Below are 16,709 nucleotides of genomic sequence, written 5' to 3' on the forward strand. Positions count from 1 at the left end.
GAATGACTGTTCTGCGTGTTGCACTCGTTGAGCTGAAGCGCCTGACCAGCGGTGTTTTGCCGGTTCTGGTGCTCATCGCGATGTCCTGTATTCCGCTGCTGTACGGTGCCCTGTACCTGTACGGCAACTGGGATGCTTACGGCCATGTGAATGGCATTGTGGGTGCCCTGGTGGTTGAGGATGAAGGCGCGACGGATTCTGAGGGTCAGCAGGTGAACACCGGTGCTGATGTGCGCCAGTCCCTGCTGGATGCTGGCACGTTTGATTGGCGTCAGGTGCAGACTCGCACTGAGGCTGTTGAGGGCGTGGAGAACGGCACCTATGACTTTGCGATGGTGATTCCGAAGGACTTCTCCCGTAATTTGCAGAGTGCCGGTTCGTTCAAGCCTGATGCTGACGGCAAGACGGGCACTATTGATGCGCGTTCGGCGGGTATTGAGGTCATTACGAATGACGCCAATAACTATGTGCTGACGAATATTGTCACGAAGGCGGGCACTGCGGTGCGTGATTCGGTGGCTGAGAAGGTCGGTAATTCTACGGCGAATTCGCTGTTGGCTAGCTTCACGACTATTCATTCGAAGATGGGTGAGGCTGCTGATGGTGCGTCGAAGGTGAATAGCGGCACGGTGAAGCTGGCGGATGCTATCACTCAGCTGAAGGACGGCACTGCCACGGTGAATGATGGTGCCGTGAAGCTGAAGGACGGTACTTCCTCCTTGGCTGATGGTCAGTCCCAGTTGTTGGATGGTCAGAAGCAGTTGGCGGAGGGTGCCGCGAAGCTTGCTGATGGTGTGTCGACTTTGGATTCTGGCGCGGCGAAGCTGGATTCTGGTGCGTCGAAGCTTGCCGATGGTGCTTCGAGCTTGAAGGATGGTTCGTCGACTTTGGCTTCGGCGGCTGCTTCTGCTTCTGATGGTGCGGCGAAGTTGAAGGACGGTTCGGCGACTCTGGCTGAGGGTACTGCGAGCTTGAAGAGTGGTTCGGCGGCGGTTGCGAAGGGCGCTAATGATTTGGCGTCGGGTATCCATCAGATGCGTGAAGGTATGGATCAGGCGGGTATTCGTGAGTTGCCGGCTGAGCTGAATGCGATGTGCGCGCGCCTGCATGAGACAGATACGTCTGCTGGTAGTGGTGATTTTGGTCGTGACTTGTCGAATACTGTGGTGTCTGCGACTGCACAGAAGATGCGTGCTCAGTTGGCGCCGTTGGTTGAGGCGGGTACGTTGACTCAGGAGCAGGCTGATCAGCTGGTGGCTGCTGTTGATTCTGAGGAGACGAAGAATGAGGTTGCTGAGCTGAATCAGAAGGCTCTGCAGTCGCACCTGGCTACTCGTGATGCTGCCGCTGCTGATGCCCTGTCGAAGCTGAGCGCATTGAAGTCGAGCCATTGTATTTCTGATGGTTCGTCGTCGACTGCGGTGAAGATTCAGACTTTGGTTGCTGGCGTGGATTCGCTGGATTCCGGTGCGTCTTCGCTTGCCAAGGGCGCTTCGTCGGTAGCTGATGGCGCCGCTCGTGTGGATGCTGGCGCGTCCTCGTTGGCGTCAGGTTCGGCGAGCCTGGCTGATGGTAATTCTAAGATTGCTTCGGGTGCTTCGAGCCTTGCGAGTGGTTCTGCGACTCTGTCGGGTGGTGCTTCTGAGCTGAAGGAGGGTACCGATTCTTTGAAGAGCGGTACTGCCGAGCTGAAGGATGGTAGCGGTACTCTGGCGGAGAAAGAGCAGTCTGCGGTTGAGGGTCAGCAGAAGTTGGCTGATGGTGCGAATGAGCTGAAGGATGGTGCGTCGCAGCTTTCTGACGGTACGGCGAAGCTGTCTGATGGTTCTACTCAGCTGAATGATGGTGCTTCCGAGTTGAAGGATGGTACTTCGTCGTTGGAGAGCGGCCTGGCTTCTGGTGTTAAGCAGGTTCCGAGCCTTGCTCCGACTGATCAGGCGAAGGTTGCGGATACGATGTCGAACCCGGTGACTTTGTCGCATGATTCCTTGGCGTCGGGCCGTAACTATGGTGAGGGCATGGGCCCGTTCTTCATGTGCTTGGCGTTGTGGATTGGCGGCTTGATGCTGGTTCAGACGTTGCGCGTGATGAATAACCGTGCGTTGGCTTCGCATGCTCCGTCGATTCGTGTGATGCTCGGTAGCTGGATGCCGTTCGGCCTGGTGGGTATTGCTCAAGCGACTTTGATGTTTGCCGCGATTAAGTTTGGTTTGGGCTTTGAGATGGCTCATCCGTGGCTGGTGTGGCTGTTCCTCTGCTATGTGGCTTTGGTCTTTACCGGCTTCATTCACGGTCTGACGGTGATTTTGGGTGCGCCGGGCAAGCTTGTTGCTTTGGTCATTCTGATTCTGCAGCTGATTACTGCGGGCGGCACGATGCCGTATGAGACTTTGCCTGAGTCGATTCGTTGGATGCATGATTTCTTCCCGATGGGTTATGCGGTGGCGGGTACGCGTCGTTTGGCGTATGGCATTAATGAGTCGAGCCTGTGGGGCATCATGCTGGTTTTGACTCTGTGGGGTCTGGCTGGTCTGATGTTGGGTTACATTGGCACGCGTCGTGATCGTACGTGGTCGCTGAAGAAGCTGGCTCCGGAGATTACGGTGTAACAAACCCTGTTTAGTCGCACCGGGGGAAAACTGTCTAATAAAATAGAGATATATCTGCAAAAAGGGAGGGAGGACTGCTGATGTTGCAGCGCCCAGTCGCTGAAGCTTCAAGTCGTCGTCCCGGCCGTACAGGTAGAACTCAGTTGAAGTTGTTCAACGCTGCTATGGAAATCATGACCGAAAAGGGGCTTGAGTACGCCACTGTTGAAGAGGTGGCTGCCCGGGCGGGTGTTTCTAAGGGAACCGTGTATTACAACTTCGGTTCTAAGAAGACCATGGTGGATCAGCTGGTTCAGTACGGCACGCAGTTGCTGCTGAGCGATGCGCGTCGCGCGGCGTCGGTTCATTCTGATCCGCGTGAGGCGTTGCGGAGTGCTGTTCGCGCCGCGTTCCAGTATCTTGAGGACCGTCCGGGTTTTACTCGGATGTGGCTTTCGGAGGCATGGAAGGGTGCGGATGGTTGGACTGAGGCGATGAGCGATAACCGTCTGAATCTTCTGGATTTTTTGGAGGAGATGACGGAGGCTGTGGCTCGCCGCTATACGGTTGATACCGCTCAGAATCCTCGTGCGATTGCGATCTCTATGTTCGGCGCGATTTACATGTTTGCTATGGATCGTGAAGTGCATCAGGCGGAGCGCAATGCTGAGGATGCAACGCGTGCTGTCATGCTGGTTGTAGATGGGTATATCCGTCATTAGGCGGACCTGTTGGGGTCTGTAGACGTAGCCGGGACTTCGGTGTCGGGTGTCGAAAAGGGCACGGTGAAAAGGGGCCGTGAAGAGGACGACACCCGGCTGCCGCACGTGGTTTTTCTTGCTCTCCTGTTGGGGGTGTGCTATAGTTTTCCACTGTTGGTGGTGTGTCCGAGCGGCCGAAGGTGCATCACTCGAAATGATGTTTGGTGTAAAAGCCAACGGGGGTTCAAATCCCTCCACCACCGCACCAACGAAAACCCGTCGAGATTTGTCTCGGCGGGTTTTTGCATGCCTGGATTGTTCTGGGGTGGTGCCGGCGGGTGTGTTGGTGGGTGTTTGTGCGGCGGTATTCGCCTCGTTTTATAGGGTGTGTGCCACTTCCGGGGCTTTGCCGGTGCTTGCTGATTCGGGGGTGGGTAAAATCGTATTATGCGTATTAAGATTCTTGACCACCCGCTGGTCTCTCACAAGATTAGTGTTCTGCGCGATAAGAACACCCCGTCCCCGATTTTCCGTCAGCTGGTTGATGAGCTGGTGACCCTTCTTGCCTATGAGGCGACTCGCGAGATTCGTGTGGAAGAGGTTGAGGTTGTGACTCCGGTGGCGACTACTACCGGTGTTCGTATTGCTGATCCTAAGCCGCTGGTTGTTCCGATTCTGCGTGCTGGTCTGGGCATGCTGGAGGGTATGACCCGTCTGGTTCCGACCGCTGAGGTGGGCTTCCTGGGTATGGCTCGTAATGAGGAAACGCTGGATATTGTGACTTATGCTGAGCGTCTGCCGGAGGACCTGACTGGTCGTCAGGTGTACCTGCTGGATCCGATGCTGGCTACCGGTGGCACTCTGATTGAGGCCATTAAGTTCCTGCGTGAGCGTGGCGCTGAGTCTGTGACGTGCGTGTGCCTGATTGCTGCTCCTGAGGGCATTGCTGCTCTGGAGAAGGGCATTGAGGGTATGGAGAATGTTGACCTGTTCCTGGCTGCTCGTGATGAGCGTCTGAACGAGAAGGCGTACATTATTCCGGGTCTGGGCGATGCTGGGGACCGCCTGTACGGTCTGGCTGAGTAGTTTTTCAGCGTAATTCACGTGATGTGAGTGGGGCGCCTCTGCATATGTTTAAGCATGTGCGGGGGCGCTTTGTTGTGTCTGCTGGAGGCCGTGTGCAGGTCATATGGTGTGGTGTTGGGGGATGTGTGTCTAACGGTCTGCTGTCTTGGGCGTTTATGGTGTTGTTGGGCGCTTGTGTGGGTTTATGAAACACCCTTGATAATATGTGATGAGGAACACTATAGTGCTTTGAGGGGCTTAAAATATATTGAGCATATTCACAGCTTCACATGAAAATACAGGGTGAAACTAGTAAATAAAAGAAGCTATGAATATTTATAAGGAAAAAATACTGAAAGCTTCAGGTAGTCCCTGAAACCCCAAAACGCGAGAGGGGGTATTGTACTCCTCTCGCCCATAAAGATGAATCCACTATGCCGAATCCGCTTGATTTATCCGTCAAATAGGAGAAATATTAAGTAAGAGGATTGAAGCTCGAACAGGTATTGGGGACTGTTTGACTCGGCGTCACTTCCGGCGCACCCCACACTACGTACGACAGGGATCCCGTACACAGACTTTGAGAGAAGGTTGAATCATGTCAGGCGCTGTACCTGGATATGTGCACATCTCCCAGCGCGGCCGCGCCGCTAAGCGCCAGGTCGTGCAGCCTCAGCGTCCCGCTGCGCAGGCCGCAACGTTGCGTCCGATGACTTTCTCAGCCGGTGACCCTGCCCATAAGCAGGCTCAGGAAAATGAGGCACGCGGCTTTGTGCTCTATGTTGGTTTGAACGAGGAACTTGCTGCAGCGAACGGCACCTCCCTGGTGCGTATCGTTCAGGATTTGCGCACTTATGCACACCACCTGGCTCCCGAGTCGGAGTCGTACGCCGCTGTGGCGTTGGCTCCGGTGAACGCTGAGGGTAGCGACCTTGAGGTAGTACGTAATGCACTCGGCGATCCGACCGCAATGTATATGCACCCGGAGGCGCATGTCGCCCGCGAAGCAGAGACCACGAATAGCCACTCTTCGGGTGTGCTGATTGATTTGGCACGCCGCGAGGTGTTCCTGGACGGTGAGCCGCTCATGCTGACCTTCAAGGAATTCGAGCTGCTGGCACACCTGGTGGAGAATTCTTCCCGCACCGTGGGTCGTGAGGAGCTGCTGAAGGCGCTGTGGAGCTCCGGTGACGAGCATCCGCATGAGCGTACGATTGACGTGCATATTCGTCGTCTGCGTTCGAAGCTGGGCCGCCTGTCGGGTACCGTGCGTACGGTGCGCGGTCAGGGTTACCGCTTCTTTGAGCACCCCGAGGTTGTTGTCTGGGCTGCTCCGGAATACTCGATTTAGCGTGTACAGAATTTAGCTTCTGTAGAGTGCACCCCGGTGTGCTGGCGTGATGCCGGTGCGCCGGGGTTTACTTGTGCCCCCCTAGGGGTGTTAGTGTGCGTGCTGTGGCGGCGTGCGGCACGTTCCGGCGCCCTCTAGATAGAATGGGTGTATGGCTGAAAATTCTTCCAACACTGCATCTGGCTCGCACCGCAGCGGGGTCAAGCGTCTGATTATTATGCGCCATGCGGAGGCTGATTGGGGTCTGAATGATTTTGATCGTCCGCTGACGAAGCGTGGTCATGAGCAGGCTGCCGCTGCTGGCGCTTGGCTGGCGGCTCGCGGTTATATTCCGGAGCAGATTATGTCGTCGTCGGCTTTGCGTACTCGTCAGACGACGACTTGGGTTTCGGATGGTTTGGGGGCGAAGGCGCCTACCGCTCATCTGGATGAGGGGCTGTACGAGGTGTCTGCGTCCCGCATTATTGCGCGCATCAACAGCGTTTCGGAGAATGTTCATTCTCTGATGGTGGTGTCGCATCTGCCCGGCGTGCAGGATGCCGCGCAGCGCCTGATGAGCCCTGATTCTGATCCGAACGCCTCCATGGATGTGTATTACGGTTTCCCACCCTCTTCCATTGCGGTGTTTGAGGTGCCGGGGGAGTGGGCTCTGCTTGATGGTGCGGATGCGCGCCTCGTGGACTTCAAGAGCTTCTAGACCAGGAGTTTCTAGCCCAGGTTTTTCTAGGCTTTGTACCTGAATGAAATGGGTAAAGCAAAAGCCCCGTACCAGCCGGTACGGGGCTTTTTGTGGCGGAGACGGGGGGATTTGAACCCCCGGTCGAGTTTAACCCCGACCCTTCATTAGCAGTGAAGTCCATTCGGCCGCTCTGGCACGTCTCCACGGTGCGCTCGTGAGCGCATCCCTATAAGAATATAGGCTGTTTTGCGCTTGGTCAATTCGACCCACGCTTGGGGGATATCTCTGAGCGTGTGTTGCTCTATAGGGCGGACTATGGATTGTAGGCTTTGAGGCTTATAAGCATTTTCGATAAACTGCTACCGTCCGACCGATAAATAGAGGGCGTCTCTGGCGTGTGATTTTTCCATACAGTGTTGCCAGAGTTGTCTTATTTACTCAACGAAATGAGAAATCATGTCTGAAAACCCCAACAACCCCCAGCCCCAGTTCAACCAGGACCCCCAGTTTAGCCAGCAGGCACCCCAGTTCAATCAGCAGGCTCCTTACGGTGTGCCCGTTCAGACCCCTGAGCAGCAGGCTCAGGCGAAGAAGGCAAAGACCCTGTCGATTGTCTCTCTGGTGAGCGGTATTGTGTGTCTGTTTGCTTTCGGTTACATCCTTGGTGCTGTAGCTATTGTGACGGGCCGCCTGGCTATGAATAACCCCGAGCTAAAGAACCGCGGTATGGCTATTGCCGGTACTGTTCTGGGCGCCGTCGGTATTATTTTGCTGGTCGCTCTGAAGATTTTTGTAAAGCAGTAAGATTGAAGCTACCTGCAGTAGCCTCATGATTTGAAGAAGCCCGCGAGCGCCCCGTGTGTTCGCGGGCTTCTGTGCGCCTCATCAGTTTTCTGGTCAGTGCATATATGCTGCGGATAGCTCCAGAATGACGAATCCGTTTGTGCCCACCTCAGCGATAGGTTAGGGTGAGTAAGGTTCAATACACACCATTCACACGAAAGAGGGACCACATGTCTCAGAACCCGCAGGACTCTAACTCCTACGACTACAACCCGGAATACGGCAACCTGAACGAGCAGAACGCTCAGAACGGTCAGCAGCAGTACCAGCAGCAGTACCAGCAGCCTGGTCAGTACGGTCAGCCTATGATGGTGCCTGTCGGCATTGTTCAGAAGACCCCCGAGCAGCTTGCTGGCGAGAAGGCTGGTCAGACCTCCATGGTGCTCGGCATTATTGGTCTGATCTGCAACTTCTTTGTTAGCTGGTGGCTGTTCGGTCTGCCCTCGCTGATCATGGGTGTTATCGGCATTATGAAGGCTAATGAGGCTGAGCGTTTTGGCACTGCAGCTTCGGGCGGTCGCATCATGGGCTGGATTAACGCAGCTTTTGGTGGCCTGTTCTTGGTTGTAATCGGTGGTTTCCTGCTGCTGGGTCTTATCGGCGCGGCAGGTGCTGCTTCTTCCTCTTCCAACCACTTTACTGAGCTGGTCAGCACCCTGGCACTCTTCTAAGAGCTCATTCGCAGGGTATAGCGGAAGCCCCGTTCCTCGATGTGAGGAGCGGGGCTTTTGCGTACCTGATAAGGCGCATATCCAGCGCATCAAAGTCTGTTGTGCGGGGTTGCATAACGGCCTTAGTTGTACCCGTTCCATTCATGGGTTAGGGTGAATTAGGTTTAACACACACCAGCCGTACGAAAGTGAGATGCCATGTCTCAGACTCCTCGGGGTTCAGACCCCTACGACTACAACCCGGACTACAACCGTCTGAACGAGCAGTACAACCAGAACGGCCAGTACGGGCAGAACACTCAGTACGGTCAGTATGGCCAATACGGTCAGGGTTCTTACGGCCAGTACGGGCAGAGCTCCTACGATCAGTATTCTTATGACCAGTACGGTCAGAATTCGTACGGTCAAGACTCGTATGGTCAGAATCAGTACGACCCGTACGGTCAGCAGTACCAGCAGCCCGGCCAGTACGGTCAGCCCATGATGGTTCCTATTGGCATTGTTCAGAAGACCCCCGAGCAGCTTGCCGGTGAGAAGGCTGCTCAGACTTCCACGGTGCTGGGTATTATCAGCTTGGCGTGTATAGTGACTCTCAGCTGGTGGCTGTTTGGTCTGCCTTCCCTGATTCTGGGTGGTATCGGTATTTTCAAGGCGAACGAGGCAGAGCGTTATGGCGCGGCTGCTTCGGCTGGGCGTATCTTGAACTGGATTAGCGTAGTCATTGGTGGCATGTTCCTGGTGCTTTTTGGCGGCGGTATGCTGCTGGCGATTATGCTGGCTCTTTCTGATTCTGCCGCAAATTCTAGGCTCGTGGAGACTGCGCAGATGCTGGTACTTTTCTAAACACTTTCACCCTCATTGGAGGGTACGCAAAAGCCCCGCTCCTCAATACGAGGAACGGGGCTTTGCCGTGTATATGCCGTATATCTCGTGGATTGGTCCTGACATGCTTGTTCCCGCGCGGGGGAAGGTCTAGGGTGAAGTTAACACCCCCTCGTGTGGAATGTGAAAGGTTGTGATGCAACGATGCAGGATCCAATCCTAGGCCCGTATTCCGACCCAGCAGCTGGTCTGCGCTCGAAACCTCATCGCCACAAACAGGGTGCTGATATTGAAGAGCCCCCTATGATGCAGAGCGGTGGGAAAACAGCGACTAATCTAGGGGAACGAGCCTCCCAACTTTCACTCACTTTCGGTGTGCTCAGCCTCATCAACATCATGGTGTCGGGTCCGTGGTTTTTCGGTATCCCCACCATCATCTTAAGTGTCCTTGGTCTACATAAAGCTAAGGAAGCGGATAGTTACGGCGTAGTTTCTCTTGCGGGTCGAATCCTGAGCTGGATAGCTATCGCCAAGCTTGTCCTCGTGTACGTACTGATTGTGTGGGCGTGGTTCAACGCCAAATAGGTTTTTGCGAAGCACCAGGCTGAGGTATTCAACTAACGCGTGTAGATCCTGAAAGGTTGTGGATGCGATGTCGCAGCTACCCCAAAACAACGAAGCCTTCGATAACAACCCTGAATACGCCAAGCTCTACCAAGCGGATGACAGCCAACAGCCGGAGACTGACGGCACGGACGACTGGGAGCAACCTGCGAGCGAGCAACCTCCCGCTGTGCAAGGAACACAAGACGGTAAAAGGGCTGCGAACTTCTCCCTGCTTTTCGGCTTCCTCAGCCCGCTGTCTTTCGTTCTAGGGTTTTGGTTGCTTGTCCAGGGTCTTGGAGAAAGTGGTCTGCAGGTAGCTCTCGCCGCGCCGGTGCTGAACATCCTGGGTATCTGGCAGGGGTGGGTAGCGCAGAGGCACGGTGTACCTGCCCTAGCGGGTCGTATTCTCAACTGGCTGGGGCTATGCTTTTTCATCGGTATCGCCGCCCTCTTCATGTATATTGCGAATGCCTTGTCACAAATCAACTGACGACGCCCTCCGGTAACTCAAAACGGCGTATGCAAAGAGCCCCGTTCCTCAATACGAGGAACGGGGCTCTTTGCGCTCCACACGTGGAGCAGAAGCTAAAACGCGGATGGTAAGGGATTTGAACCCTTGAGACGGGGTCACCGCCTACTGGTTTTCAAGACCAGCTCCTTCGGCCGCTCGGACAACCATCCATACGCACCAGAGACCGGCATTTTATGGCAATACCGTGCCGCAGGGCACTACGAGATTATCTCATGCGATAAGCTTTCTGTAAATCGCGCACCAACGATGGTGCTTCCGGCAATGAGGAGGACTCATGAGAGCAATTATTGAGAACAGTCACGGCGGACCTGAGGCTCTGACAATCAGCGAAGTCCCCGCCCCCGTACCCCGATCCCACGAAGTTCTCGTCCGTGTTCACGCCGCCGGAATCAACCGCGCCGACGCCCTGCAGCGCCGCGGATTCTACCCGCCGCCCGCCGGCGCGAGCGCCATCTACGGCCTCGAAGTAGCCGGCGTCATTGAAGCGGTCGGTGAAGGCGCCTCCGTGGAGAACTGCGGCACCCCCGTCATGGCGCTCCTCGCTGGAGGCGGCTACGCCGACTACGTGACCGTACCGGTCGACCACGTGCTGCCCGTACCCGAACAGCTGAGTTTTGCCGAAGCCGCCGGTATTCCCGAAGTCGCGGCAACCGTCTACTCGAACCTGGTTCTCACCTGTGGTATGAGCATGAACCCCGCCGAAAACCTCAAGGAAGACGGTGAACCCGCGGTGGTGCTCGTGCACGGTGGTACCGGCGGTATCGGTGTGCACGCTATTCAGCTGGCGCTCGCCGTAGGTACCCGCGTGTTTGCAACCGTGGGAACCGAGGAAAAAGCAGAATATGTGCGCTTACTAGGTGCGGAACCCATTATTTATACAGAACATTCGTTCCGTGAAGTTCTGCTGGCTGAAACTGGCGGACGCGGCGCTGACTACATCCTCGACGTCGTGGGCGGAAAGTACCTGGACGACAACCTGCACACCCTCGCCGACGGCGGTCACCTGTGCATTATCGGTCTGATGGGCGGCGCCAAAGCAGAAGTGAACCTGGGGTATATGCTCTCCCGCCGCCTGTCAGTGCACGCCACGAGCCTGCGCACCCGTTCGGATCAGCAGAAGGCTGAGATTCTGCGCGGTGTACGCGAACACGTGCTGCCGCTCATTGAATCCGGCAGGATTGGCGTGGGTCTGGACCGTATCTTCGACATGGAGGAGGCGGCTGCCGCCCACGAATACTTCGACTCCGGTCAGCATCGCGGCAAGATTGTGCTGCGCATGGTCTAGAAATCGCTGCGCCCCTGCGGTGCTATTTTAGGCCGGTGCCATTTTAGACTGGCGCTGCGGGGAGCGTCGCGTGAGCGGCGTGAAGAAAATCTGGGTTTGAAATAAACAGTTGACTGCTGACATCTCGTCACCAAAAGAGATTTAGGGTAACCTAAGTATAGGGAGGTTTGCGGGTCGCCGCAGAGCCCATCGCCGGCAGCCTCCACCGACCAACCAACACGGCACACACACCACGCAGAGGAGGGCACATGGGACTTAAAAGCTACCTGCAATCGCGCCGCGACGACGCCGAGCTCGGCAAAGGCATCTGGCGCCGATCCCACGACCGGTTCATTCGCGGTATCGACCGCTTCCACCAGGTCCTCGAACGCCTAGCGGCAACCGACTCATCCGACTCCATGATCGAGCTCATCGTGCCGGATGCAAACGCGCTCGCCGACCTCATCCCGCGCGTGCGTGCAGTCGCCATGGAAGCGCACCGCCTCGCCCCCAGCGACGGCGATATTCCCGCCTCCCCGTTCGGCACCTACTCCGACCTGAACCGCGCCCTCTCCAAGGCAGGTAACGCCGTGGCACTCTGCGCCGAAGCGCTCGCCATGGCACGCTGCTTCGGCAATTGTGCCACCGGATGCGACCGCCAGGTGAGCGTGCACCGCCGCGTGGAAACCGTCATCCAGCACATTGAAGACGCTGAGCGTCTGATTCAGCGCGCCCAGAAGGAAGCCGCCGGCAAGCTGACCTTCGACGATGGAATCCCCGTGGGCCGCACCCAGCTGATTGAGGCATAACACAGGGCCTAAATTGCGGTCAACAGGCGGGTTAGTTTGATGTGCACCTCAACAGGCGATACGCTTAAAGAAGAGGTGTAGGACACTTCTTATGCGGTTCCGTCACAATGGAGGTGACGACACAATGCGATGGTACGCGCGGAAGAACCGCAGGCTTTTTCCTGCCCCTCTACGGCACAACCCAATGCATATACAATTCACGGAAGAAGTCACACACCATGTTTGAATTCCACCGCAATGAGCGTGCGCGTCAGCTGCGCCCCAGCCTCTCACGCTCCTGGCTCCTCGTGCGCGCCAACTCCTCCGAAGAAGTCTTTGAAGAGGCCTTCGAATCCGAGGCCGACTCCATCATTATCGACCTCGAAGACGGCTGCCCCGCCGAAGAGAAGGACGCCGCTCGCGAACAGGTCGTCCGTATGCTCAACTCCGGCGTCGTCGCATGGGTGCGAATCAACGCCATCACCACCGAACACTGGTGGAAGGACGTCAAGGCCCTCAAGAACGTGAAGGGCCTGCGAGGCGTCATGCTCGCCACCGCAGAGCACGCCACCGACATTGACCGCACCGCAGCCGAGCTGCCCCCCGGAACCCCCATCATCGCGCTGATCGAGTCCGCACTCGGCGTGCACCACTCCATCGAAATTGCGCGCGCAATCGGCACTTTCCGCCTCGCATTCGGCGCAGGCGACTACCGCCGCGACACCGGCTCCTCCGCAACCCCCATGGCGCTCGCCTACGTGCGTTCGCAGCTGGTCATCGCCTCCACCCTGGGTGGTCTGCCCGGCCCCATCGACGGCCCGACTCTCGGCGCATACGGTGCTGACCTCTCCAAGGCATGCGGCTACGCGAACGACCACGGCATGACCGGTAAGATTACCCTCGACATCCGCCAGACCGAGACTATCAACGCGGCATTCTCCCCGAGCGAGATCGAAATCGAAGAAGCACACCAGATGCTCGACGTGCCCCTCGACGGCCCCCGCGACGGCTCCTACCTGCCGCGTTACCTGCGTGCAAAGAAGGTCAAGGAACTCGCCAAGGTTTACGGCCTGTGGGGCAAGACCGACAGCGACTTCCAGCGCGCCTCCAAGTAAGGTGCTCGCCTAAGGTACACGCGCAAAAAGCCGCGCATCCGACCCCTGAACGGGGGAACCGGATGCGCGGCTTTTATCTGCCTGAAACCTCTGGCGCGCTACAACTTAGCTACTAGTTGCGGGGCGATTTGCCGCCCGTCAACGCATGAGCGCACACGTACGAAGTCACCAAAGAAATCACAATCGGCACCAGGAACGAGGTGTCATCCTCATACACGGAACGGTAGAAGAACCACACCGCCAGGGAAACCACCAGCGCCAGCACGTACACCAGAGCAAAACGCATCGTGGGGCTCATCGGGCGTGCAGGGCCCGCGGAGGGGCGACCACCCTGCGAACGGTTCTGCAGACGCTGAGTATTTGAGGAATGAGAAGACACGAGAATCTCCTAAAAATCGATGGTGACATCCTGCGAGATACGTGACGTCTCTCAGATGCTAAAAACCGCCGCAACACACCGGAAACCGGCACGCGTTACGGCGGATGTGGAGCCCCCAGTGGGATTCGAACCCACGACCTTTTCTTTACGAGGGAAATGCTCTACCCCTGAGCTATAGAGGCACATATGCGTTCGTTCCCAACCGCCCGAAAGCAGCCGACGAACAGTGCATACCCCGCAATAGTACCAAAAAGGCGGGGGAGAGGCTAATTACTTTCAGCACCGTGACCGCTACCGAGAGCAGACGGCAGAGAGCCTATGGTGTGCACTGCATTCACCCCGTAAACCCGCCCGAAGATAGGGAATGTTCAGGGCAGAGGCATACAATAAACCCTATACCCACGGCGGCTAATCGCGCCTCACCGCGCCCAACAACCACTGACACATCAACCACAGACAGCCGCCCCCCATAGAGAGGAACCACCATGACTTCACCCCTCAACCGCCGCACCCTGCTGCTGGGCGTAGTGCCCGCCGCAGCCCTGGGATTGAGCGCATGCGGTTCCAGCTCCTCCCAGCCCTCCGCATCGGCATCTGCGAGCGGTTCGGCAAGCACCGCCGCAACCTCGGCAAGCGCATCCGCGAGCGCCACTGCGAGCGCTTCGGCATCCGCTAACTCCTTGGCTTCGGCAAGCGCGTCGGCAACCGCCGATGACGGCTACGTCGGCTACCGCCTCAACCGCGAAGTACCCGGTGCAGGCACCGCAACCCTGTACACCGACTACCAGTGCCCCTACTGCGCCAAGGCAGAACCCAAGTTCGAAGAAGCCGCCAAGAAGCTTGACGGCGTGCTGAACGTGACTGTGCGCCACATGCCGCTGAACATGCACGCCAACGCCGTACCCGCCGCACTCGCCGTGGAGGCCGCAGCCGCTCAGGGTAAGCACCTCGAAATGGCGAACAAGCTCTTCAACACCCAGAACGACTGGAAGAACATCAAAGAGCGCGACAAGCTGCGCACCCTCTTCAACGACTACGCCAAGGAACTGGGCCTGAACGTCGAAGAATTCGACAAGGTCCTACTCGCCTCCGACACCGTCAAGCCCATCCAGCGCGACTACGAGCACGCCGTGAAGATTGGTGTGAAGGGCACCCCCACCTTCGCCGTGAACGACAAGGTCGTTGAGGGTCTGGATTCTTCCTCCTCGGTGGATGACCTGGTCAGCACCTTCAAGCGTGAAGCTGGCGTGAAGTAGTGGCACACATTCAGCTCTCCGGCGGGCAGCGCGCCGAAATTCACCCCGACGGGTTCAGCGACCACGGCCACGTCCTCGAAATCGGTGGCGCCGAGCAGTCCCACGTGGACGTGCAGAACCCCGACTACGTGTTCTACGAGTACCTGCGCCGCATCGCAAACGCGGTGGATGCGCTTGCACCCGCCGGCGAACCCATCACCGCAGCACACCTGGGCGCCGGTGCGCTCACCCTTGTGCGCTATATTCAGGCGACCCGCCCCGGCTCCCGCCAGGTTGCCGTGGATATTGAACCCGAGCTCATGGGCTTCGTAACGGACCGCCTGCCGCTACCCGCCGGAACCGACTGTCGGTTGGTGGTCGGTGACGCTCGCGAGCAGCTGGCGAACCTGCCCGAGCTGCTGGGCATGCCCGGCTTCGACGCAATCATTCTCGACATCTTCACCGGCATGGACGCGCCCGCCCACCTGGCGAACCGCGACTTCTACCGCGAACTCAAGGACGCCCTGAGCGAGCGCGGCATGGTCGCCATCAACGTGGGTGACGACGCGGGTCTGCCCTTCTTCCAGCTGCAGGCAACCGCCATGCTGGAAGTCTTCGACCACGTGTGGTGCCTGTGCGAAAGTTCCATGATTAGCGGGCAGAATGAAGGCAACCTCGTGCTGGTCGGTACCGCCCGTGAGCTGGACGAGGACACCCAGGACTGGCTGTACGCCCTGGGCCCGCATCCGGCGGAGGTGCTCACCACCGATGAGCTGCGCGACCTGCTGGACGAGCTGGCTGAGAGCTAAACCTGACATACAAAACCGTTGAGGCGGGTACCAACCAGGTACCCGCCTCAACGGTTTTCTCTATGAGTTTTCTATAGGGGTTTTCTATACGCCGCGCGCCGTACACCGGCAGAATTTGGATTTTTACTCGGGACTTTGGCTTTACTCGGGTAGCGGCATGGGAACGGGGTCCTCGCTGTCATCCTTCTGCTTGTGGGAACCACCCTTCGTGGTGGTCAGCGTAATACCCACACTCGCAGTCATCAGCAGGAAAATTGCCACCCAACGAATCGGGCCGGTCTCCTGATTCAGCAGTGCCCAACCGGCAATCGCCGCAATAGCCGGCTCCAAGCTCATCAGCACACTAAATACGCGCTCCGGCAGGTTGCGCAGAGCCATCAGCTCCGCGCTATAGGGAATCACCGAAGCGAACATGGCGGTACCAAAAATCATGAGGGGCAGCATCGGATCCTGCGCCGCATTCCAAATCGGCTGAGGCGCCGGAACAACCGCCGCCACCGGGGCAATAAACGCAGCACCAACAAGCATCGCCACCGCCAGGCCGCTCGCACCCGGAACCAGGGCACCCACCTTCGCACTAGAGCGAATATACAGAGCCCAGAACACGCCAGCGATCAGCGCGAACGTCAGACCCAGGTAGTCGGTATCCTTGCCGACCGCCGCCTCATAGCCGAGCACCAGCATGCCCGCCAGGGCGCAGAGCACCCACACCGCATCGCGGAGCCTGCGCGTCAGCATGGACGCCAACGCCAGCGGGCCCAAGAACTCCACCGCAACCGCCAAACCAATCGGGATGCGGTCAATCGCGCAATAGAAGAAGCCGTTCATCAGACCGAAAGTCATACCGAAAATGATGACGGCACGCCACTGCTCCTTCGACCAAGACAGCGCACCCGGCGGCATTTCGCCGCCGCATCGGGTACGCCAACGCGCCGCCAACCACACGGCGCTACCCACCACCATGGAAGCAATCGCCAGACGGCTGACGCTAATAGCCAGAGCACCAAACAGCGGGAAGAGACTCACCGCGAACGCGGCACCGAACTGCAGCGACGAGCAGGATATCAGCACAAACATAATGCCCAGTGCGGGTCGTTGAGATGAAGTATGCGGCATGATTCTCCTTCCTGCGCCTCACAAGGAGGCGGTGCATCTCTCAAGGTGTACAGGTGACGTATCGATTCGGGCGGAGGCAAGAACCTGACCAGTGCAGTTAAAAAGCGCACCCCCGGGCAACACGAGATACTATCCTACTCGTCAC

General features: G+C 57.6%; 17 protein-coding genes and 4 tRNA genes. 16 read left to right on the top strand and 5 right to left on the bottom strand.

What is annotated here, in order from left to right:
• Window positions 1–2 precede the first annotated feature (2 nt).
• The 6 genes from HMPREF2712_RS03420 (at window position 3) to HMPREF2712_RS03445 (ending at window position 6,402) form a co-directional block, all read left to right on the top strand.
• Window positions 3–2,609: a YhgE/Pip domain-containing protein gene (locus HMPREF2712_RS03420; RefSeq protein WP_070819267.1), complete on the top strand. Its 2,607-nt coding sequence runs from the start codon at window positions 3–5 to the stop codon at window positions 2,607–2,609.
• A gap of 80 nt (window positions 2,610–2,689) precedes the next feature.
• On the top strand, window positions 2,690–3,310 hold the full coding sequence (locus HMPREF2712_RS03425) for a TetR/AcrR family transcriptional regulator (protein ID WP_005504416.1): 621 nt from the start codon (window positions 2,690–2,692) through the stop codon (window positions 3,308–3,310).
• A gap of 155 nt (window positions 3,311–3,465) precedes the next feature.
• Window positions 3,466–3,552 (top strand) — tRNA-Ser (locus HMPREF2712_RS03430).
• Window positions 3,553–3,736: 184 nt separating this feature from the next.
• Window positions 3,737–4,375: a uracil phosphoribosyltransferase gene (gene upp / locus HMPREF2712_RS03435; RefSeq protein WP_005507583.1), complete on the top strand. Its 639-nt coding sequence runs from the start codon at window positions 3,737–3,739 to the stop codon at window positions 4,373–4,375.
• A 577-nt stretch (window positions 4,376–4,952) separates the two neighbouring features.
• Window positions 4,953–5,705 carry a winged helix-turn-helix domain-containing protein gene (locus HMPREF2712_RS03440; RefSeq protein ID WP_049352307.1) on the top strand — a complete coding sequence of 251 codons (753 nt, stop codon included), beginning with the start codon at window positions 4,953–4,955 and terminating at the stop codon, window positions 5,703–5,705.
• Window positions 5,706–5,856: 151 nt separating this feature from the next.
• Window positions 5,857–6,402: a SixA phosphatase family protein gene (locus HMPREF2712_RS03445; RefSeq protein WP_005504419.1), complete on the top strand. Its 546-nt coding sequence runs from the start codon at window positions 5,857–5,859 to the stop codon at window positions 6,400–6,402.
• A gap of 93 nt (window positions 6,403–6,495) precedes the next feature.
• Here the strand turns inward: HMPREF2712_RS03445 and HMPREF2712_RS03450 are convergent.
• A tRNA-Ser gene (locus tag HMPREF2712_RS03450) sits at window positions 6,496–6,587 on the bottom strand.
• Between the two features lie 253 nt (window positions 6,588–6,840).
• Here HMPREF2712_RS03450 and HMPREF2712_RS03455 point away from each other — a divergent pair.
• The 5 genes from HMPREF2712_RS03455 (at window position 6,841) to HMPREF2712_RS03475 (ending at window position 9,816) form a co-directional block, all read left to right on the top strand.
• A complete protein-coding gene (locus HMPREF2712_RS03455; protein WP_070819268.1) occupies window positions 6,841–7,188 on the top strand; it encodes a DUF4190 domain-containing protein in 348 nt (115 codons plus the stop codon).
• Window positions 7,189–7,397: 209 nt separating this feature from the next.
• Window positions 7,398–7,898, top strand: coding sequence for a hypothetical protein (locus tag HMPREF2712_RS03460; protein WP_049352303.1), 501 nt, complete (start codon window positions 7,398–7,400; stop codon window positions 7,896–7,898).
• Between the two features lie 198 nt (window positions 7,899–8,096).
• Window positions 8,097–8,741, top strand: coding sequence for a polyprenyltransferase (locus tag HMPREF2712_RS03465; protein ID WP_070819269.1), 645 nt, complete (start codon window positions 8,097–8,099; stop codon window positions 8,739–8,741).
• A gap of 354 nt (window positions 8,742–9,095) precedes the next feature.
• Complete coding sequence (locus tag HMPREF2712_RS03470; RefSeq protein WP_141762568.1) at window positions 9,096–9,305, top strand: hypothetical protein; 210 nt, start codon at window positions 9,096–9,098, stop codon at window positions 9,303–9,305.
• 67 nt (window positions 9,306–9,372) lie between these two features.
• Window positions 9,373–9,816, top strand: a complete 444-nt coding sequence (locus tag HMPREF2712_RS03475; protein ID WP_070819271.1) for a hypothetical protein — start codon at window positions 9,373–9,375, stop codon at window positions 9,814–9,816.
• Between the two features lie 103 nt (window positions 9,817–9,919).
• Here the strand turns inward: HMPREF2712_RS03475 and HMPREF2712_RS03480 are convergent.
• Window positions 9,920–10,007 (bottom strand) — tRNA-Ser (locus tag HMPREF2712_RS03480).
• Window positions 10,008–10,132: 125 nt separating this feature from the next.
• On the opposite strand from HMPREF2712_RS03480, the gene HMPREF2712_RS03485 reads away from it, so the two are divergent.
• The 3 genes from HMPREF2712_RS03485 to HMPREF2712_RS03495 all read left to right on the top strand — a co-directional run bounded on the left by HMPREF2712_RS03485 (window position 10,133) and on the right by HMPREF2712_RS03495 (window position 13,025).
• A complete protein-coding gene (locus HMPREF2712_RS03485; RefSeq protein WP_070819272.1) occupies window positions 10,133–11,143 on the top strand; it encodes an NAD(P)H-quinone oxidoreductase in 1,011 nt (336 codons plus the stop codon).
• A 248-nt stretch (window positions 11,144–11,391) separates the two neighbouring features.
• Window positions 11,392–11,931, top strand: a complete 540-nt coding sequence (locus HMPREF2712_RS03490) for a hypothetical protein (RefSeq protein WP_049358270.1) — start codon at window positions 11,392–11,394, stop codon at window positions 11,929–11,931.
• A gap of 218 nt (window positions 11,932–12,149) precedes the next feature.
• Complete coding sequence (locus HMPREF2712_RS03495; protein ID WP_070819273.1) at window positions 12,150–13,025, top strand: HpcH/HpaI aldolase/citrate lyase family protein; 876 nt, start codon at window positions 12,150–12,152, stop codon at window positions 13,023–13,025.
• 112 nt (window positions 13,026–13,137) lie between these two features.
• Here HMPREF2712_RS03495 and HMPREF2712_RS03500 read toward each other — a convergent pair whose 3' ends face one another.
• Together HMPREF2712_RS03500 and HMPREF2712_RS03505 are read right to left on the bottom strand one after the other, a co-directional pair.
• Window positions 13,138–13,404 (bottom strand): hypothetical protein, encoded by a 267-nt coding sequence (locus HMPREF2712_RS03500; RefSeq protein WP_070819274.1) that lies wholly within the window; start codon window positions 13,402–13,404, stop codon window positions 13,138–13,140.
• Window positions 13,405–13,511: 107 nt separating this feature from the next.
• Window positions 13,512–13,586, bottom strand: a tRNA-Thr gene (locus HMPREF2712_RS03505).
• A gap of 303 nt (window positions 13,587–13,889) precedes the next feature.
• Here HMPREF2712_RS03505 and HMPREF2712_RS03510 point away from each other — a divergent pair.
• Window positions 13,890–14,660, top strand: a complete 771-nt coding sequence (locus HMPREF2712_RS03510; protein ID WP_070819275.1) for a DsbA family protein — start codon at window positions 13,890–13,892, stop codon at window positions 14,658–14,660.
• The gene (locus tag HMPREF2712_RS03515) at window positions 14,660–15,448 is read left to right on the top strand and encodes a spermidine synthase (protein WP_070819276.1); all 789 of its coding nucleotides are present in this window, start codon (window positions 14,660–14,662) and stop codon (window positions 15,446–15,448) included. Before HMPREF2712_RS03510 ends, HMPREF2712_RS03515 begins: the two co-directional genes overlap by 1 nt.
• A gap of 141 nt (window positions 15,449–15,589) precedes the next feature.
• Here HMPREF2712_RS03515 and HMPREF2712_RS03520 read toward each other — a convergent pair whose 3' ends face one another.
• Entirely contained in the window at window positions 15,590–16,564 is a 975-nt protein-coding gene (locus HMPREF2712_RS03520; protein WP_070819277.1) for an EamA family transporter, read from the bottom strand.
• Window positions 16,565–16,709: the final 145 nt, after the last annotated feature.

The organism is Rothia sp. HMSC064F07 (genome assembly GCF_001837265.1).
Lineage (GTDB): Bacteria > Actinomycetota > Actinomycetes > Actinomycetales > Micrococcaceae > Rothia > Rothia mucilaginosa.

What these genes read in the sequence shown, in the direction of transcription:
- HMPREF2712_RS03420 (WP_070819267.1), top strand. Translation starts at nt 3, where the DNA reads ATGACTGTTCTGCGTGTTGCACTCGTTGAGCTGAAGCGCCTGACCAGC.
- HMPREF2712_RS03425 (WP_005504416.1), top strand. Translation starts at nt 2,690, where the DNA reads ATGTTGCAGCGCCCAGTCGCTGAAGCTTCAAGTCGTCGTCCCGGCCGT.
- upp (WP_005507583.1), top strand. Translation starts at nt 3,737, where the DNA reads ATGCGTATTAAGATTCTTGACCACCCGCTGGTCTCTCACAAGATTAGT.
- HMPREF2712_RS03440 (WP_049352307.1), top strand. Translation starts at nt 4,953, where the DNA reads ATGTCAGGCGCTGTACCTGGATATGTGCACATCTCCCAGCGCGGCCGC.
- HMPREF2712_RS03445 (WP_005504419.1), top strand. Translation starts at nt 5,857, where the DNA reads ATGGCTGAAAATTCTTCCAACACTGCATCTGGCTCGCACCGCAGCGGG.
- HMPREF2712_RS03455 (WP_070819268.1), top strand. Translation starts at nt 6,841, where the DNA reads ATGTCTGAAAACCCCAACAACCCCCAGCCCCAGTTCAACCAGGACCCC.
- HMPREF2712_RS03460 (WP_049352303.1), top strand. Translation starts at nt 7,398, where the DNA reads ATGTCTCAGAACCCGCAGGACTCTAACTCCTACGACTACAACCCGGAA.
- HMPREF2712_RS03465 (WP_070819269.1), top strand. Translation starts at nt 8,097, where the DNA reads ATGTCTCAGACTCCTCGGGGTTCAGACCCCTACGACTACAACCCGGAC.
- HMPREF2712_RS03475 (WP_070819271.1), top strand. Translation starts at nt 9,373, where the DNA reads ATGTCGCAGCTACCCCAAAACAACGAAGCCTTCGATAACAACCCTGAA.
- HMPREF2712_RS03485 (WP_070819272.1), top strand. Translation starts at nt 10,133, where the DNA reads ATGAGAGCAATTATTGAGAACAGTCACGGCGGACCTGAGGCTCTGACA.
- HMPREF2712_RS03490 (WP_049358270.1), top strand. Translation starts at nt 11,392, where the DNA reads ATGGGACTTAAAAGCTACCTGCAATCGCGCCGCGACGACGCCGAGCTC.
- HMPREF2712_RS03495 (WP_070819273.1), top strand. Translation starts at nt 12,150, where the DNA reads ATGTTTGAATTCCACCGCAATGAGCGTGCGCGTCAGCTGCGCCCCAGC.
- HMPREF2712_RS03510 (WP_070819275.1), top strand. Translation starts at nt 13,890, where the DNA reads ATGACTTCACCCCTCAACCGCCGCACCCTGCTGCTGGGCGTAGTGCCC.
- HMPREF2712_RS03520 (WP_070819277.1), bottom strand. Translation starts at nt 16,564, where the DNA reads ATGCCGCATACTTCATCTCAACGACCCGCACTGGGCATTATGTTTGTG.